The organism is Eubacterium sp. BL-380-WT-2B (genome assembly GCF_009696115.1).
In the GTDB taxonomy this organism is placed as follows: Bacteria; Bacillota; Clostridia; order Eubacteriales; family Eubacteriaceae; genus Eubacterium; species Eubacterium callanderi.
Genome location: NZ_VUMP01000003.1, coordinates 89,108 through 107,210, shown reverse-complemented (window position 1 = coordinate 107,210; position 18,103 = coordinate 89,108). Strand labels below are relative to the sequence as shown.

Sequence of the window (18,103 nt, the reverse complement as noted above, 5' to 3'; positions counted from 1 at the left end):
AAGATCGGCGCAAAACTGCGCCGATCTTACACTGTTGATGAAGCTTTAAATTAAGAGGTTAAACTTTAGAAAGAGACTTTTGAATGGAGAATGTAGAATTGAGAATGGAGAATTACAGGAACAAAATGCTGCGCATTTTGAGTAGGATAGCGGCCGCGGGCCGCTATATGAATCGCTTTTTCGTTAGAAAAAGGGTTTACTCATTCTCCATTCTCCATTCTCAATTTTCCATTGAAAGTGCCTCCCACTTTAACACTCATCCAACTGCCAAGCTTACGCCCCCGCCATGGTTCCCTTTAGCTGATGGTAGATTTCCACATATTTTTCAAAGATGCCTTCATACACCGCATGGGTTTCCGGATTTGGCTCGACCACATAGGCTTCCTTAACCATGCCGCGGGTGGCTTCCTCAAAATTCGTGTAGGCCTTAGAGCCCACAGAGGCCACAATGGCACAGCCCAGAGCGCTGGCACCTGCGTCCTCGGTCACCACAATAGGTTTTCCGGTCACATCTGAGATGATCTGCATCCAGACCTTATCCTTGGTAACGCCGCCGCAGCCCACAATGGTATTGACCGGGCTGCCATTCTGCTCAAAGCTGTCAATGATGTTCTTGGTGCCAAAGGCCACAGATTCCAGCAGGGCTCTGTAAATATGCGCCTTGGTATGGCTGAGGGTCAGGCCATAGATAACCCCCTTGGCGTTGGCGTCCTTATAGGGGGTACGGTTCCCCTGGAAGAAATCCAGAGCCACCAGTCCGTCGGCCCCGGGGGCAATGCCCTCAATCTGTTCATTCATATAGGCGTAGGGGTTGTCCATTTTGTCCACGCCAAACTCACGCATGTACCATTTTACAATGGAGCCGGCTGAGGTCTGCCCTCCCTCCAAAAGCCACGCGTCCGGGATAATGGGCGCGTCGTAGGGCCCCCAGAGGCCGTCCAGCTGCAGCTTCTGTTCGGAGAAGCAGAGCTGTACAAAGCTGGTGCCCATGATCATGGCCATTTTACCGGCCCGGTCTACCCCCAGGCCAAGCATACCGATGTGGGCGTCGATGCCCCCCTGCACCACGAGCATTTCCGGGTTCAGATCGTATTTTTCCGCAAAATCCTTATTGATGGTGCCCAGCACATCGCCCACACGGGTCACATCCAGAATCATCTTATCCTTATAATCCTCAAGGCCTGCCTGGTTGAAGAAGTCATCGGACCAGCCGCCCTCGCAGGCCACATAATGGGCCTTGCAGGCTGCCTGGCAGACCGAGTTCGTAAATTTGCCGCAGAGCTTATGGTTGATATAGTCCAGCTGCTCGATGATCTTATAGCTCTTTTGATAGATCTCCGGCTGATTATTCTTAATCCAGAGCATTTTCGGGATGGTCCACTCCACAGAATCCTCGCCGCCGCAGTAGTCGAGGATCGGGTGGTGGGTCGCGTTGACAAGCTCTGTTTCCTTAACCGCCCGGTTGTCCATCCACATGATGGCATTGGTCAGGGCCTCGCCGTTTTCATCCACCGGGATAATGGTGGGTGAGGTGGCGCACACGCTGATGGCGGATATGCTGTAGCGCAGGCCAATGGACAGCTTATCGGTCACATTGGCGACCGCGGTGTTCAGACAGCGCCACCAGTCCGCGGGCCGCTGCTCCGCCCACCCCGCCTGGGGGTACAGGGTTTCATAAGCCTGCTCATCCGAAACCACCACGTTGCCGCTCATATCGGCCACTACCACACGCACACTCTGCGTGTCCAAATCAATACCCATAAAATAATTCGCTTGCTTCATTTAAATTTCCCCCTTAGAAATTTGAAATTTATTTTCGGATTGTCGAAAAAACAGAAAGACGAAGCCTTTTACCTAAGGAAGAAAAAAGCGTCCTGCGGGCAACAACCTCACACGGATATCTTCTTCACTAAAGTTAACGCCTGATCTCACCAATGTCCGGCTGTTCCGGTTGTGTTTCACGATTCCTGGCCGTTTACCTCAGCGCCTGGACCTTTTTACTTATCTGGATAAAAGGCGCAGTCGCTGACTTATTTTTTCGAGTCCTCTGAATTTTCGTCGATCTCCAGAACCTTTCTCGCCAGCGGCTCGTCAAGATAAAGCACATCGGCATAGCCGCCGCGCAGAGCGCCCAGAACGGCCTCGGCTTTCTCAAGCCCCACGGCTACCATCAGCTTATTCGGTATTTTCTTAATGTGCTCAAGGGAAGTCCCCACGACTCTGCCGTCCAGGTTTTCATCCGCCACGTTGCCATCAATATCAATATAATGTGAGCAGACATCGCCCACTGCGCCTTTGGTCTTAAAGCTCATGTACTCCCGCGGGCTAAAGCAGCCCAGCTCATAGAGCACCGAACGCTCGGTGATGTTGCCCACCGAAAAGACCGCGGTCCGGCAGCGTTTTGCAAGCTGAAGCACTGAGCTGATCTGGGAATCCCCCATGATCACCTCAGCGATATGCGGCGTGTCCACAATGGCCGGCGCGGGCAGCAGATAGCCGTCCCCGCCGATGGCGTTCTTGAATGCCTTGACAATATCCGTCGCGCCTGACTCGTACAGGGCCCTTGAAGCCCCGCCGTTGAGCTGGATAGTCAGGGTATTGCTGCGGCTCATTTTTGGCAGGTGCTTAATGAGGACATTTAAGGTCCGTCCCCAGGCCACGCCCACGACGCTGTCATCCACGATGTACTTGGGCAGGTCCGCCGCCATGGCGCTGCAGACATCCTGCACCAGCACCTCTCTGTTTTCCACAACATCGGCCGCAATCACCACCTTGCGGATGCCAAAACGGTTGGTAAATTCAGCCTCCAGATCGGCCAGCGCGTAATGCGGCTGACGAATCCGAACCTCCACAAACCCCAGGTCCATGGCGTTCTTTAAAAGACGGCTGACGGTGGATTTAGAAATATTTTCCTTGGCGCCGATATCCTGCTGGCTCATCTTGAGTTCATAGTACATTTTAGCGACGCGAAGGATCTGATTGACTTTGCTCTGTTCCATAATGCTGTCTTCCCTTCTTGGTGGTAGAGAAAAATTTCAATATCTGAGATTATTTTCATTGTAATGGTTTTTCAATACTTTGTCAAGCTTATTTTTGTGAAAAACACAATACCGAAAAAATATATGAGATTATTTTCAATACTTGAAAAAAATCTCATTTTTCTCTTGACAATTCAAAAAAACAGGCGTATTCTATAATCAACAACCAATTACCACGAGAAACAAAAGAACCAAAGGAGATTAAAACTATGAGCATTCTTACCTATGTCGGCGCAGGCCAGATGGCATCTGCATTAACTTATCCTGTGATTGAAAACGGACACGAAGTACGCTTGGTGGGTACCCCCCTTGACAGAGAAATCATTGACGAGCTCCGCAGATCAAACTTCCATATCAATTTAAAGAGGACCTTGCCGGACAGTGTTAAGTACTACCAGGTCGAAGAAGTGGAAGAAGCCCTCAAAGGTGCAGATGTTGTATTATGCGGCGTCAGCAGCTTCGGTGTCGACTGGTTCGCGGAAAATATTCTTCCAATCATCCCTGACGATGTTCCGATGATCGCAGTGACCAAGGGCATGATCGACCAGGAAGACGGCTCCATGATCACCTATCCCCACTACTGGGAATCCAGACTTCCTGAGGGCAAAAAGCTTTCCATCAACGGCATCGGCGGTCCATGCACCAGCTATGAGCTGGCCGACAAGGACAATTCCGCCGTGGCATTCTGTGGCCGTGACATTGAAACCCTGCGCAAAATCAAGGCAATGTTCACTGCCCCCTACTACCATGTAAGCCTCTCAACCGATGTGATCGGTGTTGAATGCGCCGTCGCGCTCAAAAACGCTTACGCCCTGGGCGTTTCCCTGGCAGTCGGCATCGCGGAAAAGAATGAAGGCATCGGCGTTCAGCATTACAACTCCCAGGCCGCCCTGTTTGGACAGAGCGTGAAAGAAATGAAGCAGCTTCTGAATTTAGTGGGCGGCGGTGAAGAAAATATCATCTACGGCGCCGGCGACCTCTATGTTACCATCTTCGGTGGAAGAACCCGTAAAATCGGTACACTTCTCGGCCGCGGCATGTCCTTCGACGACGCCATGGAAGAGCTGGCAGGCGTCACACTGGAATCCATTGTCATCGCCACCCGCACCGCGAAGGCTGTCCGCAGACTGGCCGAAAACGGCAAGGTCGATCTGGCCGACTTCCCGCTGCTCATGCACGTAGATGACATCATTAACAAGGGCGCCGAAGTGGATATCCCCTGGAAAGCCTTTGAAACTGAAAAATTCTAGACAGCCCCTGCACCTCATATATAACCCCAAAAAGATCGGCGCAATTTTGTGCCGATCTTTTTTTGTGCTATAATATCTCCGTAATCAACCCACAGATAAAAAGGAAGTGACTTAGATTGGCAAAAAAGGATAAAAACAAAACCAATGTGATGCGCATTTTAGATAAGGCGAAGCTCCCCTATACCCCCCACGAATACGACCATGAGGACGGCGCTGTAGACGGCGTTACCGTCGCCGCCCGCCTGGGCCAAAAGGTGGAGGAGGTCTTTAAGACGCTGGTATGCCACGGCCACTCCGGCGATTACTGCGTCTTTGTGATCCCGGTGGCAGAGGCGCTGGATTTAAAAAAAGCTGCCCGGGCGGCTGGAGAAAAATCCGTTGAAATGATCCCTGTCCGGGACATCAACAGCGTCACCGGCTATGTGCGCGGGGGCTGCTCCCCCATCGGCATGAAAAAATCCTACAAAACGGTTTTTGATGAAAGCTGCAAAAGCATCCATCATATCATTGTCTCCGCGGGAAAGATCGGCTATCAGATCGAGATGGAGCCCGAAGCCCTTGTCACCTTTGTGCGGGGCAGCGTGGCCGACATTATAAAATAAGCCTGGCAAAAGAAAGGAACCCTCTATGAGCCCATACAATATTCTTATCGTAGAAGACGACGCGGACATCAACAGCCTTCTGGAAAAGCTGCTGACCAATGCTGGCTATCACGTGCGCCCTGCCTTTTCCGGCAGCGAGGGCAAAATGTGCCTGGAGCAGTACCAGTATGACCTGGTGCTCCTCGACCTCATGCTTCCCGGTGTTACCGGGGAGGCGCTGGTCGCCCAGATCCGCAGGTCAAGCACCGTGCCCATTATCATCATTTCGGCCAAGGCCTCCGTGGCTGACCGCATCGACCTTTTAAAGCTCGGCGCGGATGATTTTATCTGCAAGCCCTTTGACGTGGGCGAGGTGCTGGCCCGTGTCGAGGCCCAGCTGCGTCGCGCTGTGGCTTTTTCAGAAGCCGGCGGCAGCGTGAAGATTCTGACAAGCGGCGACCTCGTCCTGGACGCGGACAGCATGGAGGTGCGCCTGAAAGATCAGCCTGTTTCCCTGACCGTCCGGGAATTTAAAATCCTTCATCTGCTCATGTCCCATCCCAAAAAAGTCTTTACCAGAGAGAACCTCTTTACCCAGGTCTGGGAGGACGCGTTTCTGGGCGAGGACAACACCGTCAACGTCCACATCAGCAATATCCGAAGCAAGCTCGCCAAAATCGACCCTGACACCAGCTATATCAAAACCGTGTGGGGCATCGGGTTTAAGATGGAAAGGTAAACAAAGTGAAAGGTTGAAGGTTGAAAGTGGAAGGTTCATGAACCCTTTGGCTGACGCCAAAGCGATTAAAAGCGGCCGCAGGCCGCACCGCATCAAAATGTGCAGTATTTTTTATGCTTTCGGCAAGCCTCCGGTTTGGCCTAAGAAAAAGGTCGAAGTGCAAGGCATGGCGGCAATTCGGCTTTTTTCGACGGCCAAACTTCATGCTTTCTTAACATTTGCTAGAGCAAACCTTACAATTTCCCAAGTATAATAAAGCCAACGAAAGGACAGGTGAACAACATGAAAACAACCGTACTTAAAACACGAAACCTTACTAAAAAATACCATCATGTTCCGGCTGTGGAGGGCGTATCCCTCTCCCTCGAAAAGGGCGACATCTACGGCCTCATGGGCAAAAACGGCGCGGGCAAGACCACGCTGATCCGCCTGATCACCTCGCTGGCCTTACCGGACGCAGGCGAGATTGAGCTCTGGGGGGAAACCTCGGCGGGCGGGCTGAACACCATGCGCCACCGCATTGGCGCCATTGTTGAGGATTCCTGCTTTTATCCCTTCATGACAGCCCGTGACAATCTGGAATACTACCGGATACAGCGAGGCATTGCCGGCAGAGAATGTGTGGACGAGGCTCTGGAGCTGGTTGGCCTCAGCGGGACCGGAAAGAAAAAATTCCAGAAATTCTCGCTGGGGATGAAACAGCGCCTCGGCCTGGCCCTGGCCGTCATGCACCGGCCCGACCTGCTGATTCTGGATGAACCCACCAACGGGCTGGACCCCATGGGCATTGTGGAAATCCGGAACGTTCTGCTGCGGCTTAACCGGGAGCGGGAAGTCACCATTCTGATTTCCAGCCATATTCTCTCTGAGCTTTCCACCCTGGCCACCCGCTATGGCTTTATCCATCAGGGGCGTCTTGTCAATGAGATCACTGCCAGGGAGCTCGAACGCGAGTGTCAGGAATACCTTGAGGTGGTCGCAGACAACACCGAACGGGCTGCCATGGTTTTGGAAACCTGCCTGGACTGCCGCGCCTATGAGGTTCTCCCCGATGGCGTGCTGCGTGTTTACGGCTTTCTGGACCAGGTCCCGCTCTTATCGCAGACACTGGCGCAAAACGGCGTTGGCCTCTATGCGCTGACCCCCAAAGGCTCCAATCTCGAGGACTATTTTATCTCAGTTATCGGAGGTGAAGAAAATGCTTAACTACATCAAGGCCGAATGTTTTAAAACCTTTAAGCGGATTTATATGCGCAACACGCTGTTAATCTTCGTGCTGCTGGCCATCGCGGTCAACGTCCTGTTTTTTGTCGCCTTCCGGAGCAGCCCCACAAATTCTCAGGAGCTTATCCGGACCAGTCTCTCCGTTATTGTCCCCATGCTCCTGATCATGGTATACACTGCGCTCATTATGGTTGACATTGTCTTTTCTGATGAGTACAAATACAAAACCTTTAAAAATACCCTGTCCTTTGGCTTCACGAGGACCCAGGTCTATTTTGGGAAGCTGGCTGTCTCCATGATTGTGACGGCTGTCATATTCTCTATCACCCTGGCGGCTTATCTGGTCAGCCTGTTTCTGCTGCTGGGCTTCCCCGAAGATATGGGCCTGATCGGCGTGGTGTTTAACCGCGTTGCGGCAGCCATTCCTTTGTATATCGGCGCGCTGTGCCTCTGCAACGCCTGTGCCTTTATCATCCCCAACAATACGGCCTTCAGCTTTGTGTACATGGGTTTCCTGATGGTTCCCTATCTTCTGTTCTATACCCTGACGCTTTTAAATCCTGCTTTTACGCCGCTGTTCGGCACTGCTCTGGTAACGCCCTTTTACACATCCATCATGGGGCTGGACATCCATGTTGCCAATATGGGCGATATGATGGGCGTAGGCTTTAAGGTGGATAACATTGAAAACATCCTGAACGCTGCCCTCCTCCCCGGAACCTCTGTCGCCTACTGTCTCATCCTTGGTCTGGTCTACGCGGCAGCCGCTACCCTGATCGGCCTTGCGGTTTACAGACGCCGGGAAATACGTTAGAGGGCTTACCGTACATTACATTTCTGAAAGGAGTCAGAAACATGTTCCTGACACTCATCTTTTTTATCGCACTGTCGGCCGTTTTACTGGCTCTTTTACTGCTTGAGCGCCAGAGCCTGGGCAAGCTCAGGGATGACCTGAGCGCCGTCAACCATTCTGATGAAAGCACACCAAACAGGCGGCTGTCCCTGCCGGCGCCCGGGCGCTCCCTTGAGGCGCTGGTCCGCGAGATCAATGTCCTGATGGACCAGAAGCAGGCGGTTCAGGTGGAATCCCTGCGGCGGGAGAAGGCGCTCAGACGCCAGATCGCCAACATCTCCCATGACCTGCGGACACCGCTGACGGCCATTCTTGGCTACACCCAGCTTTTAAAAGATCCCGCCCTGTCCGCCGAGGACCGTGCCGAGTATCTGACCGTGGTGGAAAAGCGCTCCCACACCCTCCAGACCCTGCTCACAGGTTTTTACGACCTCTCCCGGATGGAATCCGGCGAGTACCCCCTGAACCTCTGCTCGGTTGCGCTCCACACGATTCTCTGCGAGCTGCTGGCCGCTTTTTATGAAGACTTTACGGATAAGGACATTCATCTTGAGATTGACCTTGAGGATGGGCTGCCCGAGGTGAGTGCTGACGCGGGCGCGGTCACCCGTATTTTCACCAACCTGATCCAGAATTCCCTGAAGCACGGAGGCCGGCACCTTGAAATCCGCCAGTACGCCGAAGGAAATACCGTGGTCACGGTTTTCAAAAACGAGGCCGGTGGTCTGACCGAGTCGGACATCGCTTCGATTTTTGACCGCTTTTTCACAGCCGACCGCATGCGCACCGGCCAGAACACTGGACTGGGTCTGGCCATTGTCAAAAATCTGGTGGAGGCCATGGGCCACCGGGTCACCGCCAGTCTGGACGGCTCACTTTTCAGCCTCCGTATTTACTGGAATCAGGCGTAAAAAGAGCACGGCACAATTTTGCGCCGTGCTCTTTCTTATGGTTTGATCACAATGTTTTCCGGCTCTTTTCCCTCAGATACCAGGCGCAAGTTTTTCCAGCTGTCCCGGTGCATCTTATGAAAAACGTGATAGGTCGTGCCCGCCACGTGGGGCGAGACGGCCAGCTTCTTTTCCCTGACTTCCTCAGGCAGCCTTAAAATCGGGTTATCCAGCGTAAAGGGCTCTGGCGCGAGGGTATCAATCCCGGCACCGGCAATGGTTCCATCAAGGAGCGCCTGGGCCACAGCCTCCTGATCCATGATCTCACCCCGGGCTGTGTTGATGAGGATTCCGGTTTTTTTCATTTTTCTCAAAAAGTCTCCGTCGATAAAACCAGTGGTTTCCGGCGTTACCGGCAGGTTGACACTCACAATATCTGAGGTCTCGAGCAGAGTATCAAGGTCACAGTAGGCAGCATTCCGCTCTGTCTCCTCCTTCTCGGGCAGACGGTGCCGGTTATAATAAAGCATCCGGCACCCAAAACCGTTCAGCCGTCTGGCCAGCTCCTTACCGATGGCGCCAAAGCCGACAATGCCCACAGTGCTGTCTCCCAGCTCCATGAGCCCGTCCAGTATGAACTGCTGCTTGGCGGCTGCCTGTCCGCCCTCATACACCATGCGGGCGCCCTCCATAAACCGGCGCTGCAGCGCTAAAATCAACAGGATGATCTGCTCAGCAACGGCGCCGCTGTTGGCGGAGGCGTTATTGCACACATATACGCCCTTCTCTCTGACGGCCTCCAGGTCAATCCGGTTATACCCCACACCCTCAGACTGGATCAGCTTCAGATTTGGCAGGCCCCGGATCAGGCTGCCGCTGACCGGCAGCACCGGGTCGGCAAAAATAAAGGCTGCGTCACCGGCCTTTTCCAAAATTTCGTCGTCGGTCATCCCCTGGGCAAAAACGAGCTCCCAGTCCTCTGGAATCTGGCTGAAATCGGTGTATTTCTCAATCCGCGCTCTGGCGGCCAAAACAATGACTTTCATTTTATCGCTTCCTTTCTTTCCCCATTGTAACGGTTTCTGCCGGTAATTTCAAGGCAGGTTTCTTAGGTTTTTTAAGCCCTTGTTTAATCCTTTGCTTTTGGGTATATTCCTAAAAGAAGATGCACGCAGGGAAACCTGCAAATTCAAAGAAAAGAGGTTTTAAGCCAATGTTTAGAGAAAAAGTCCGTGTGGTTCAATACGGCTGCGGCAAGATGGCCAAGGTCATTATCCGCTATTTATATGAAAAAGGCGCAGAAATTGTGGGCGCCATTGATGTTAACCCGGATATTGTGGGGATGGATGTCGGCGATTTTGCCGAACTTGGCGTAAAACTGGGCATCACCATCAGCGATGATGCCGACGCGGTTTTAGACAATACAGACGCGAATGTCGCCATTGTCACCATGTTCAGCTTTATGGACGATATGGAGGAAGCCCTCGAAAAAGTAGCCAAGCGTGGTATTAACGCCATTACTACCTGTGAGGAAGCGATTTATCCCTGGAATACTTCTCCAGCCATCACCAACCGGCTCGATGTCCTTGCCAAAGAAACCGGCTGTACCATCGCGGGCTCTGGCATGCAGGATATTTTCTGGATCAATATGATCGGTACCATCGCGGGCGGTGTTGAGCGCATCGACCGCATCGAGGGCGCTGTGAGCTACAACGTTGAAGATTACGGCCTGGCGCTGGCCAAGGCCCACGGAGCCGGCCTTACTGCCGAAGAATTTGAAGAACAGATTGCCCATCCCGAAACCCTTGAGCCCTCCTACGTTTGGAACTCCAACGAAGCGCTGTGCTCAAAAATGGGGTGGACCATCAAGTCTCAGACACAGAAAAACGTCCCCTTCTTCTCGGACGAGGATGTTTATTCCGAAACTCTGGGCGAAACCATTAAGCGCGGTAATGCCATAGGCATGAGCTCTGTGGTCACCACTGAAACCTTCCAGGGACCTGTGATCGAAACACAGTGTATCGGCAAGGTTTATGGCCCCAACGACGGCGATATGTGTGACTGGAAAATTTCCGGCGAGCCGGACACCACCTTCTATGTGGAAAAACCAGCCACAGTAGAACACACCTGCGCCACGGTTGTCAACCGAATTCCGGCGCTGCTGAACGCACCTGCCGGTTACTTTACCGTTGAAAAAATGGAGCCCGTCGAATATATGACCTATCCGATCCAATATTACGTGGATGAATTTTTCTAAAAAACCACAAAAACGGCACCGCTTTTAGCGCGTGCCGTTTTTTATGCCCATTTTACAGCTTTCCAAAGTTTCTCAGAAACAGGGTGTTCATAATGGCCCGGCTGCCCTTCCACCAGTTTTCACTGAGGATAAAGGCATCGCCGTACTGCGCCATATTATCGAACCAGGTCCAGGTAATCCCCCAGACACCGTCTTTGGGCTTGGTATCCAGCAGATACTGCAGCTCTTTCTCCACCATTTCCGCGTTATCTTCATAGAAAACACTGGAGGGGCTGTTGATGAAATTTGACGGGCGGACGCCGTACTGCTCCCAGATCGTTTCATCTTCCCCGATGGCTTTTTTTATTTTTCCGCCCAGCGCTTTTACCAGGGCGTCACCATCATATCCGCCGAGACTGATCTCTCTGATGGTGTCGATGAGCACCATATACCCGTTCAGGCCCATTTCTCCGTAGCTCATATCCTGTGTCAGCATCTCCAGAAAAGCTTGCGTGAAGGTGAGTGCCTTCTGGTAAAGCGGGGACTCCGGATCGCCATATTTCAGGATAAAGGCTGCGAAACTGGCTGTCATGCCAAGATACTCCTTACGGTTTATTTCCTCGCTGTAATTCCACCAGGGCGCGTGTGGGTAGTCATCGTTGCTTTCCACTGTAAAGCGCCAGCCATAGTCTGCCAGATCCTTCTCTGCCTCCAGGTATTTCCAGATTCCCTGATAAACGGGATGCTCCATGTCCTCAAAGCCGGCGAGTCTCAAAAGCCCGAGGGCGTGGTCGGTGCTCGCGGGGGTGGAATTTGGATTCCAGTTGTCCGGCTCCAGAACATGGCCAAAGCCGCCGTCCTCGTTCTGGTAGGATAACAGCGCGTCAGCAACTGCTTTTTTATCCCCATCCTCAAAAAAATACTGCCACAGGCACAGCTCCACATGCCGCGCGTTTCGGTACATCCATGTTTTAATTTCATTATAAAAGGCGTTCTGCATCGCAAGTCCTTCCTTTCGTTGTTATATCTGTTATTATACCATCTCAGATTCTGCGGACTTGTAAAAAAGCGACATTCTTGACGCTGTTAAAATTTCCACGTGCCAATAAAAAGGACACTGTCCGAAAACAGTGTCCCATACTTTATGTGAAACCACCTTACAGAAAACGTACCTTTGAGCCATCTCTCGGTTTCGCTTCCGGCGCTTCATCCGGATAGCCCAGAGCCAGACCGATAATAAACTCATAGCCTTCAGGCGCGCCAATCTTTTTCATCATGTCCGCACCGTCCTCGCTGGTCATATAGTCTAAAATCATGCCGATGATACAGGTGCCCACACCCATGGATTCTGCCGCCAGGGCCATGTTTTCAACCACAATGCCGCCGTCCACATAGCGCCATTTATTGGCCGTATCGCCCACAATAAAGGCAAAGGCCGGCGCGTGGTAATAAACCGAATAGTTATCCGCAGACAGATCATAGCGGCTGCCGTGCTCGTTGGCATAGGCCTTAAAGCCAGCGTTCATTTCCATTAGCAGGTCCTTGTCCTGGACCATAATAATATCGCAGGACTGCTCGTTCCGCCCGGTCGGGGCCTGAAGGGCTGCCTCCATAATGCTTGCCAGCTCGCTCATTCCCACAGACTCCTGTTTGTATTTCCGGATACTCCGGCGGTTTAAAATACTGCTCATGGTTGGATTTGAGATCATCTGAATAGTTTCCATCATTACCTCCATCATTTTATAATCACATTGGGCTTATTTTATTTCACCCTGACACTATTATATCACACCTGTAAAGCGGCGGCGCTTGTCAGGAAAGCACTGCTGCCGCCAGATTGCCGCAGAATGCGTAAAAAACGACCACCACCTCAGCAAAAATTGTCAAAAGTGTTACTGGAATGGCAAGGCCTTTTGACCGCAACGCATTTTCCGCCCACACCAGGCCCTTTGCCAGAAAATACATGAGCGGTATGAGCGCGGTGATCACATAGCGCCCCTGGGGCTGGTAATCCGACGAATAAGAATACCATATGCTTAAACCGATGGGCAGCAGAATTGCCAGTATCAGCGTGGCTGTCCATAAATGCCCTCGGGCGCCCTCTTCTTTTCGCGCTTCCTTAAACCACCACAGGAGAAAGCCAACGCCCCCCACACCAAAAATTCCCGTCAGGACAACATAGGCAATCTTCGACATGGGAATACTCATAAAACCAAAATTTCCTAAAAAGCTGATATAGGTCAAAAAAATCCAGGGCTGACTCACAGATTGACCTGGCTGATGATAAGACCGGAAAAGCATCTGCAGAATCGAATAGCCCGAGTTCATGGGCGTCACATGCTGCGAGGGCTTATAAGCTGGCTGGGCCAGCTGTTCTGCCAGCGCGGCGCTTGTCCGCATGCCGAAAAAATCGCCGTCGTGCAGCAGGGCGCTTCTCACAAACCACCAGCCTGCCAGTACAGCGCAGATCCCGATAATGACCAGGCCCAGGCCCAAAAACTTCCTGAGCGGCCATTTTTTACGGTTTATCAGGTAATCTCCTGCATACAGAACCACACTACACAGGATAAAGCCATAGGCATTGTAATAAGATAAAAAGCAAAGTGAAAGCCCCACAGCCATCACCACACAGCTTTTTAAATCCCAGTGGCGTTTCATTCCCAGTATCCACGAGTAAAAGATCAGCGCTGTGGAAAACAGCGCCAGGGTGTCATTATTCACATAGGAGGAAATAAAAACAAACTGTGGCAGAAGACAGACCAGCACCGCGAAAAGGTAAACCCCTTTTCCATTAAAGCACTTTCTGCCAATGGCCAGCACCAGCACCACTGTGCCCGTGGCAATGAGCGTATTGGCAAAGCGGGCCGCAAGGTAAAGCTGATCCTCAACCATGCCGAACAGCGCTCCCGCCTGCATAAATACCGCGGCGATCTGGTAGGCAAAAATCGGCTGATAGGCATAAGACTGTCCCCATAGGGGATTGACAATTTCCGGTTCATTGCCAAAGGGCAGCACCCCGTTCTTAAAAATAAAATGGGCGATATCGTACCGCATGTCCTCATCCGGCGCATTATTGTAGGGAATCAGCTGCGACCAGGCAAAATAAAAGAAGAAACAGAACAACACAAAGAAAATTTCCCGCTGATAGGTTTTGAAAAAAGCTTTAGTCTGCATCCCGATCCTGTTCCTTTCTGAATACCAGGCTGAACCAGAATGCCAGAAACGCCCCGGCTGCGAGCACAAGGGCAACATTCAGCACAAAATTACCTGTTTTGAACAAAAAAGGCAGTGCAATGTAGAGCAGCAGCAAAACCAATAATACCGTCAATATTTTTTTCATCCATTACCTCCTCGCTTAAAACAGCGCAAAAACCATAATCCCCGCAATAATCAGCACATTGCCGATGATCTTTCTCCGGCTGAGTTTTTCCTTTAAAATGAGTGTTCCCAGCACCGCCACATAGATATAGCCTGTCGCCTCAAGGACCGGCCCCAGCGAAAGCGGCACACCTTTATAGGCAAAGGTTGTCAGCAGGGTGGACGCCAGGAAAATGGTGTATGCCATAATGACCATGGGGTTTAAATACTCCCGGATAACACTCGCGTACTTAACCTCCGCGCTTTTTTTCAGAATGATCTGGGAAATGGAGGATATGAACACCGAAACCAGAAACAGGATGGTATAAAAAAGCATATTATTCATCGTCACTCACCACCAGATAAATGCCCGCGATAATAATAACAGACCCCACTACCATGGAAATCTGAAGCGTCTCACCAAAAAAGAGCATGCCCCAGACAATGCCCCAGATGATCACAACCGCTTTGTTCGCAAAGGCCACCGTCAGCGGCATCCGCTTAAGCACCTGCTGCCACAGCAGCGCGTAAACCGCCAGTATCACCAGCACCAGACCATAATAAAGAAAAAACTGAAATGACAGAAACGCCTGAGCCGCGGCCGCCTTTGAGCAAACCGAAGAGAAAGAGTAAACCAGCAGGAGGGCGTGGAGAAAAACAAAATCCTTAGCGCGTATCTTTTCCATTTTTCCCGTCCTCAATATTCAGTGTGTTCCGCACCACATACTGCGGCGCGTTGTTCTGGCTGATATAAATACGGCCGATGTACTCGCCCACAAGTCCCAGCATCACCATGATCATACCGCCCAGAAAAACCGTAGCCGCCATCAGCGACGCCCAGCCGGTAACCTCACTGGGTTCTGCAAACTGTCTTATAATGGTCACCACGCCGTAGACAAAACCCACCATGGCGATCAAGAAACCTAAAATCGTAGCGATCCGGAGGGGCTTGACTGAAAAAGCTGTAAAGCCATCCAGCCACAGTGAAAAAAGCTTGCCGATGGTATAACCGGACTCCCCGGACTCCCGCTCCCTGTGGGGAATCTCAACAGCGCTCACCCGCTTGGTAACACGCATGAGCAGCCCGTCAATATAAGGAAAAGGCTTGTCATACCGCAGCACCTCGTCGATGACAAAGCGTCTGGCGCAGAAATAACTGGTAAAAACCAGATGCCTGGGCTTTCCGATCAGCGCGTCTGCCATCATATCATTGACCCTGGAGCCAAAATTCCGAAAAGCGCTGTGCTTTTTTTCCGGATATTTGGCGTAAACCACATCGTCGCCCTCGTGCACCCGGTCCACCAGCTTATAGAATTCTCTGGGATCGGTCTGTCCATCGTCATCCAGGTTGATGACCAGATCGCCGGTCACATAGTGATAACCTGCCATAATGGCTGACGCCTGCCCAAAATTCCGGGCCAGGTTAACGACCCGCACTCTTGGGTTTATATCTGCCAGGCGCATTAACACCTCATAGGTATTGTCCGGCGAGCAGTCATTGACCAGAATAACCTCATAATCATAGCCAGGACGCTGCCTGACAGTCTCATCAATATCCCGCACCACAGCCTCTATGGTATCCTCTGAACGGTAGCAGGGAATGACAAAGGATAATTTTTCGCTAATCGACATCCGCCCCCATCCTTTCCTTTTCAAAAATATAAAAGCCGTAGCGGCTGGAGCTGTCTGTAACCGGATGATCATCCAGCTTTTCCGGCAGAGAGGTACACACAATCCGATCCTCTGCCGCCTCTTTCATGGCTTCGTAGTCTGCCAGATCCTCCGGACCGAAAATAAAACGGATTTCGACCGGGGAAGGCTCGTGTATAATTGAAAAATTCGGCACCTTCCCGCAGGCAATGTCAATGACCATGCCCACAAAGTCATAGCCTGTTGACAATGGCACCAGATGTGAGCCAATACAGTCTCCTCCCATTCGTCCGCCAATCTCCACAATGCGGATAACTCCGTTTTTCTGGATAATGATTTCTGAATGGGACGCTCCGAATCTTATTTGAAGGGTGTCCAGAGCTTTCTTGACAATGGTGATGATCTGGTTGCGCAGGGCGGGTGTGACTTCAGCTGGCTGTAAATGGCCCTTTTCAATAAAATTAGGCGCGCCGGTGGTTCTTTTTTCCGTCAGCGCAAGAAAAACATGTATCCCCTCATAGGAGATACACTCCACGCTGTACTCCTTGCCCTCCACAAATTCCTCAATCATCACCTTTTTTTCAAAGGAATCCTCAAGGGCTTTATGAATGGCGGCTTCCAGCCCATCCGGTCCCTCGATCTTCGTAACCCCCCGGCTTCCGGACCGGTCCGTGGGTTTTACAATCAGTGGGTACGTAAGCGCCACATCCTGCGGACGGGTGGTCGCATCGCCTTCCATAAATCCAGGGATCGGATCATCCGCAGCCTTAAAGGCGCAGCGCATGGCATACTTGTTGGTGCTGAGCTCAGCAGATGCCATGGAATTTCCCCTTAGCCCCAGCGCTTCAGCCACATAGCTGACCGTCAGAGACGCCAGGTCCGAGCCGATGGAGCAGATCCCCGCAATCCCCTCGGCTCTGCAGATTTCCAGAATCTTTTCCTTATCGACAATGCTGACAGGGTGAAAGACATCGGCTGTTTCCTCACCGATATCCCCTGCCTCCCAGGCAAAAACATGGGACTCATAGCCCTTTTCCTTTGCCCTCAGAATCAGCGGATTCTGAAACTCGCTGGCTCCGATTATTGCAATTTTCTCCTTCATCAATCCATTCTCCTTCACGTTCACACCCGATAAAAGTCTTCGATGGCACTGGCCACCCGGTTCTGGTCTTCCCTCGCCAGCCCATAGTACATCGGCAGCCGCACAATCCGTTCACTTTCCCTGGTCGTATAGCGGTCCTTGCCGCTGAAACGGCCAACCCTGAGGCCCTCCGGCGCGGTGTGCAGGGGAATATAATGAAAGATCGCCTGGATGCCGGCTTCCTTCATGTGAGCCATGAGCGCGGTCCTCTCCTCAAGATCCCGGGCCTTGATATAAAACATGTGGGCGTTGTGCGTGCATTCCTCAGGAATAAAGGGCAGCTCAATCTGTTCTCTCCGGGCAAGGGGCAGGAGCAATTCATGATAGTAATCCCAGCTGGCCAGCCGGTCATTGTTGATTTCATCCGCGTGCTCCAGCTGTGCCCAAAGATAGGCGGCGTTCATATCGCTCGGAAGATAGGATGAACCATGGTTCACCCAGGTATATTTATCAATCTCCCCCCGGAAAAAACGGCTTCGGTTGGTCCCCTTTTCCCGGATGATTTCAGCCTCTTCTTTATATTTCAGATCATTGACCACAATGGCGCCGCCCTCGCCCATGCTGTAGTTTTTGGTCTCATGAAAGCTGAAGCAGCCAAAATCGCCGAGGGTGCCAAGGGCTTTTCCTTTGTAAGAGGCCATCACTCCCTGGGCAGCGTCCTCAACCACCTTAAGGCCATGAGCAGCTGCGATGCCGTTTATAGTGTCCATCTCGCAGGAAACACCGGCATAATGCACTGGGACAATGGCGCGGGTTTTAGGGGTGATCGCAGCTTCAATCTGTTTTTCATCAATATTCAGAGTATCCGGCCGGATATCCACAAAAACAATGCGTGCCCCCCGCAGAACAAAAGCATCGGCAGTGGATACAAAGGTATAGGCAGGCATGATGATCTCGTCGCCCGGCTGTATCTGCAAGAGCAGTGCTGCCATCTCAAGGGCGTGGGTACAGGAGGTTGTCAGCAGCACCTCCTGCGCATTACAGCTTTTTTCCAGCCAGGCCTTGCATCTGGCCGTAAAGGCACCGTCACCGCTGATCTGCTTATTGTCGATTGCCTCCTTAATATATTTGAATTCATCCCCCATAAAGGGCGGTTTATTAAATGTAATCATATTGTCGCCTCGTTCGTTTATTTCTCACGCTA

The 18,103-nt window shown here is 51.8% G+C and carries 20 protein-coding genes; 8 read left to right on the top strand and 12 right to left on the bottom strand.

All coding sequences use genetic code 11. From position 1 onward, the window contains the following. Positions 1-273 precede the first annotated feature (273 nt). Positions 274-1,782: a ribulokinase gene (locus FYJ53_RS06590; RefSeq protein WP_154557231.1), complete on the bottom strand. Its 1,509-nt coding sequence runs from the start codon at positions 1,780-1,782 to the stop codon at positions 274-276. Positions 1,783-2,030: 248 nt separating this feature from the next. Beyond that, positions 2,031-2,999 carry a sugar-binding transcriptional regulator gene (locus FYJ53_RS06585; protein WP_013379729.1) on the bottom strand — a complete coding sequence of 323 codons (969 nt, stop codon included), beginning with the start codon at positions 2,997-2,999 and terminating at the stop codon, positions 2,031-2,033. Positions 3,000-3,247: 248 nt separating this feature from the next. Here FYJ53_RS06585 and FYJ53_RS06580 point away from each other — a divergent pair, with 248 nt between their 5' ends. From FYJ53_RS06580 to FYJ53_RS06550, 7 genes are all read left to right on the top strand, one after another. Then, complete coding sequence (locus FYJ53_RS06580; protein ID WP_013379727.1) at positions 3,248-4,288, top strand: glycerol-3-phosphate dehydrogenase; 1,041 nt, start codon at positions 3,248-3,250, stop codon at positions 4,286-4,288. Positions 4,289-4,404: 116 nt separating this feature from the next. Beyond that, a complete protein-coding gene (gene ybaK, locus FYJ53_RS06575; protein ID WP_013379726.1) occupies positions 4,405-4,890 on the top strand; it encodes a Cys-tRNA(Pro) deacylase in 486 nt (161 codons plus the stop codon). Between the two features lie 25 nt (positions 4,891-4,915). Further along, positions 4,916-5,608 (top strand): response regulator transcription factor, encoded by a 693-nt coding sequence (locus FYJ53_RS06570; RefSeq protein ID WP_013379725.1) that lies wholly within the window; start codon positions 4,916-4,918, stop codon positions 5,606-5,608. A gap of 37 nt (positions 5,609-5,645) precedes the next feature. Further along, positions 5,646-5,861, top strand: a complete 216-nt coding sequence (locus tag FYJ53_RS06565) for a hypothetical protein (protein ID WP_154557230.1) — start codon at positions 5,646-5,648, stop codon at positions 5,859-5,861. Between the two features lie 29 nt (positions 5,862-5,890). After that, entirely contained in the window at positions 5,891-6,814 is a 924-nt protein-coding gene (locus FYJ53_RS06560) for an ABC transporter ATP-binding protein (RefSeq protein WP_154557229.1), read from the top strand. Next, positions 6,807-7,646: an ABC transporter permease gene (locus FYJ53_RS06555; RefSeq protein WP_154557228.1), complete on the top strand. Its 840-nt coding sequence runs from the start codon at positions 6,807-6,809 to the stop codon at positions 7,644-7,646. Before FYJ53_RS06560 ends, FYJ53_RS06555 begins: the two co-directional genes overlap by 8 nt. 41 nt (positions 7,647-7,687) lie before the next feature. Then, positions 7,688-8,596, top strand: coding sequence for a sensor histidine kinase KdpD (locus FYJ53_RS06550; RefSeq protein WP_154557227.1), 909 nt, complete (start codon positions 7,688-7,690; stop codon positions 8,594-8,596). Between the two features lie 35 nt (positions 8,597-8,631). Here FYJ53_RS06550 and FYJ53_RS06545 read toward each other — a convergent pair whose 3' ends face one another. After that, a complete protein-coding gene (locus FYJ53_RS06545; protein ID WP_013379719.1) occupies positions 8,632-9,621 on the bottom strand; it encodes a 2-hydroxyacid dehydrogenase in 990 nt (329 codons plus the stop codon). 167 nt (positions 9,622-9,788) lie between these two features. Between FYJ53_RS06545 and FYJ53_RS06540 the strand changes: the two genes are divergently transcribed. Next, on the top strand, positions 9,789-10,832 hold the full coding sequence (locus tag FYJ53_RS06540; RefSeq protein ID WP_013379718.1) for a dihydrodipicolinate reductase: 1,044 nt from the start codon (positions 9,789-9,791) through the stop codon (positions 10,830-10,832). 52 nt (positions 10,833-10,884) lie between these two features. Here the strand turns inward: FYJ53_RS06540 and FYJ53_RS06535 are convergent, their stop codons facing one another. The 9 genes from FYJ53_RS06535 to rffA all read right to left on the bottom strand — a co-directional run bounded on the left by FYJ53_RS06535 (position 10,885) and on the right by rffA (position 18,071). Further along, complete coding sequence (locus tag FYJ53_RS06535) at positions 10,885-11,811, bottom strand: hypothetical protein (protein WP_154557226.1); 927 nt, start codon at positions 11,809-11,811, stop codon at positions 10,885-10,887. Positions 11,812-11,968: 157 nt separating this feature from the next. After that, positions 11,969-12,538, bottom strand: a complete 570-nt coding sequence (locus tag FYJ53_RS06530) for a nitroreductase family protein (RefSeq protein ID WP_158308581.1) — start codon at positions 12,536-12,538, stop codon at positions 11,969-11,971. 85 nt (positions 12,539-12,623) lie between these two features. Further along, positions 12,624-13,985, bottom strand: coding sequence for a glycosyltransferase family 39 protein (locus FYJ53_RS06525; RefSeq protein ID WP_195840246.1), 1,362 nt, complete (start codon positions 13,983-13,985; stop codon positions 12,624-12,626). Beyond that, positions 13,975-14,151 (bottom strand): hypothetical protein, encoded by a 177-nt coding sequence (locus tag FYJ53_RS21130; RefSeq protein ID WP_013379714.1) that lies wholly within the window; start codon positions 14,149-14,151, stop codon positions 13,975-13,977. Before FYJ53_RS21130 ends, FYJ53_RS06525 begins: the two co-directional genes overlap by 11 nt. 15 nt (positions 14,152-14,166) lie before the next feature. Continuing rightward, positions 14,167-14,514, bottom strand: coding sequence for an EamA family transporter (locus tag FYJ53_RS06520; RefSeq protein ID WP_154557224.1), 348 nt, complete (start codon positions 14,512-14,514; stop codon positions 14,167-14,169). Continuing rightward, positions 14,507-14,854: an EamA family transporter gene (locus FYJ53_RS06515; RefSeq protein WP_154557223.1), complete on the bottom strand. Its 348-nt coding sequence runs from the start codon at positions 14,852-14,854 to the stop codon at positions 14,507-14,509. Before FYJ53_RS06515 ends, FYJ53_RS06520 begins: the two co-directional genes overlap by 8 nt. Beyond that, a complete protein-coding gene (locus FYJ53_RS06510) occupies positions 14,835-15,800 on the bottom strand; it encodes a glycosyltransferase family 2 protein (RefSeq protein ID WP_154557222.1) in 966 nt (321 codons plus the stop codon). The genes FYJ53_RS06515 and FYJ53_RS06510 overlap by 20 nt, the downstream gene beginning before the upstream one ends. Then, positions 15,790-16,920 (bottom strand): acetyl-CoA carboxylase biotin carboxylase subunit family protein, encoded by a 1,131-nt coding sequence (locus tag FYJ53_RS06505; protein ID WP_154557221.1) that lies wholly within the window; start codon positions 16,918-16,920, stop codon positions 15,790-15,792. Before FYJ53_RS06505 ends, FYJ53_RS06510 begins: the two co-directional genes overlap by 11 nt. 20 nt (positions 16,921-16,940) lie before the next feature. Continuing rightward, entirely contained in the window at positions 16,941-18,071 is a 1,131-nt protein-coding gene (rffA, locus tag FYJ53_RS06500; RefSeq protein ID WP_154557220.1) for a dTDP-4-amino-4,6-dideoxygalactose transaminase, read from the bottom strand. Positions 18,072-18,103: the final 32 nt, after the last annotated feature.

Coding starts and splice junctions, on each gene's coding strand:
- FYJ53_RS06580 (WP_013379727.1), top strand. CDS start 3,248: ATGAGCATTCTTACCTATGTCGGCGCAGGCCAGATGGCATCTGCATTA.
- FYJ53_RS06570 (WP_013379725.1), top strand. CDS start 4,916: ATGAGCCCATACAATATTCTTATCGTAGAAGACGACGCGGACATCAAC.
- FYJ53_RS06505 (WP_154557221.1), bottom strand. CDS start 16,920: ATGAAGGAGAAAATTGCAATAATCGGAGCCAGCGAGTTTCAGAATCCG.
- FYJ53_RS06525 (WP_195840246.1), bottom strand. CDS start 13,985: ATGCAGACTAAAGCTTTTTTCAAAACCTATCAGCGGGAAATTTTCTTT.
- FYJ53_RS21130 (WP_013379714.1), bottom strand. CDS start 14,151: ATGAAAAAAATATTGACGGTATTATTGGTTTTGCTGCTGCTCTACATT.
- FYJ53_RS06530 (WP_158308581.1), bottom strand. CDS start 12,538: ATGATGGAAACTATTCAGATGATCTCAAATCCAACCATGAGCAGTATT.
- FYJ53_RS06590 (WP_154557231.1), bottom strand. CDS start 1,782: ATGAAGCAAGCGAATTATTTTATGGGTATTGATTTGGACACGCAGAGT.
- FYJ53_RS06540 (WP_013379718.1), top strand. CDS start 9,789: ATGTTTAGAGAAAAAGTCCGTGTGGTTCAATACGGCTGCGGCAAGATG.
- rffA (WP_154557220.1), bottom strand. CDS start 18,071: ATGATTACATTTAATAAACCGCCCTTTATGGGGGATGAATTCAAATAT.
- FYJ53_RS06555 (WP_154557228.1), top strand. CDS start 6,807: ATGCTTAACTACATCAAGGCCGAATGTTTTAAAACCTTTAAGCGGATT.
- FYJ53_RS06565 (WP_154557230.1), top strand. CDS start 5,646: ATGAACCCTTTGGCTGACGCCAAAGCGATTAAAAGCGGCCGCAGGCCG.
- FYJ53_RS06545 (WP_013379719.1), bottom strand. CDS start 9,621: ATGAAAGTCATTGTTTTGGCCGCCAGAGCGCGGATTGAGAAATACACC.
- FYJ53_RS06515 (WP_154557223.1), bottom strand. CDS start 14,854: ATGGAAAAGATACGCGCTAAGGATTTTGTTTTTCTCCACGCCCTCCTG.
- FYJ53_RS06585 (WP_013379729.1), bottom strand. CDS start 2,999: ATGGAACAGAGCAAAGTCAATCAGATCCTTCGCGTCGCTAAAATGTAC.
- FYJ53_RS06560 (WP_154557229.1), top strand. CDS start 5,891: ATGAAAACAACCGTACTTAAAACACGAAACCTTACTAAAAAATACCAT.
- FYJ53_RS06510 (WP_154557222.1), bottom strand. CDS start 15,800: ATGTCGATTAGCGAAAAATTATCCTTTGTCATTCCCTGCTACCGTTCA.
- FYJ53_RS06535 (WP_154557226.1), bottom strand. CDS start 11,811: ATGCAGAACGCCTTTTATAATGAAATTAAAACATGGATGTACCGAAAC.
- FYJ53_RS06520 (WP_154557224.1), bottom strand. CDS start 14,514: ATGAATAATATGCTTTTTTATACCATCCTGTTTCTGGTTTCGGTGTTC.
- FYJ53_RS06550 (WP_154557227.1), top strand. CDS start 7,688: ATGTTCCTGACACTCATCTTTTTTATCGCACTGTCGGCCGTTTTACTG.